The sequence below is a fragment of the Nonomuraea sp. MG754425 genome (assembly GCF_021699195.1).
Taxonomy (GTDB): domain Bacteria; phylum Actinomycetota; class Actinomycetes; order Streptosporangiales; family Streptosporangiaceae; genus Nonomuraea.
Window position 1 is genome coordinate 1 of the sequence record NZ_SSXE01000446.1, and the last position, 865, is coordinate 865.

Annotated in this window: 1 protein-coding gene; it reads right to left on the bottom strand. The window is 75.4% G+C overall.

Going from position 1 to position 865, the window contains the following annotated elements; all coding sequences use genetic code 11:
- The coding region (locus FAF44_RS53405; RefSeq protein ID WP_237111154.1) for a hypothetical protein at positions 1–865 on the bottom strand (865 nt) is incomplete at both ends.

Consider the following 865-nt stretch of genomic DNA (forward strand, 5'->3'; position numbering starts at 1 on the left):
GGGCGGCGTTGAACCTGGCGCGGAGCTCGGCGATCCGCCAGCCGCGCGCGTGCAGCTCCAGTTCGATGTTGACGACGAGCCGGCCGCTCTCGTCGCGCAGCGCCGCCAGCGCGGACCTGCCCTGCTCGGCCGCTTCGACGTAGGGGAGCGAGGCGATGCAGTTGCCCATGTACGTCGCCCACTGGGTGAGCGTGCGGGCCTGGCGGGCGAACTCGACGCGCAGCCGGGTGCCGGGCAGGGTGGAGCCGTCCAGCGCGATCAGCGGCTCGGGGAGCGGGAAGGCGCTGGTGAGCCCCTGGGCGGCGCCCAGGTCGGCGAGCCGGTCGGTGAGGTCGTCCCAGGAGCGGCGGTCACGGGGCGGCCGGACGCCGAACGAGACGATCTGCGCCGCCCCGGCCAGGGCTGACGGGATGGAGTCGAGGGCGGGAAGCAACTGGTCGGGATCGTCCGGGGCGGGGTCGCAGTCGATGTAGGGGTAGCGGGGGCCGTAGTCGAGCCAGGCCATGTCATGGCCGTTGAGCTGGGCGAGCGCGTCGGCGAGGTCGGCGTACCAGAGCAGGTCGCCGAGGGTCTCCTCCTCGACGGGCGGCGTGCCGGGCCGTTCGGCGAGGCGTTCGGCGAGCGGGGCGCGCCCGCCGGCCACCGGCGGCTGGGTCCATCGGGCGGGGTCGCGCGTGGCGTAGCCGGCGGCCTCCCGCCACTCGCGCAGGCCGGAGACCGACCAGCCGCGCAGGTTGTCGCCGCCTTCGAGGAGACGGTCGGTGACGGCGTCGATGACGACCAGCGCGTACTCGGACGCCCTGGCCAGCCGCTGCCGGACGTAGGGCTCGGCGGGCGCGTCGAGCCTCGCGGCGAGGTCCCTGAC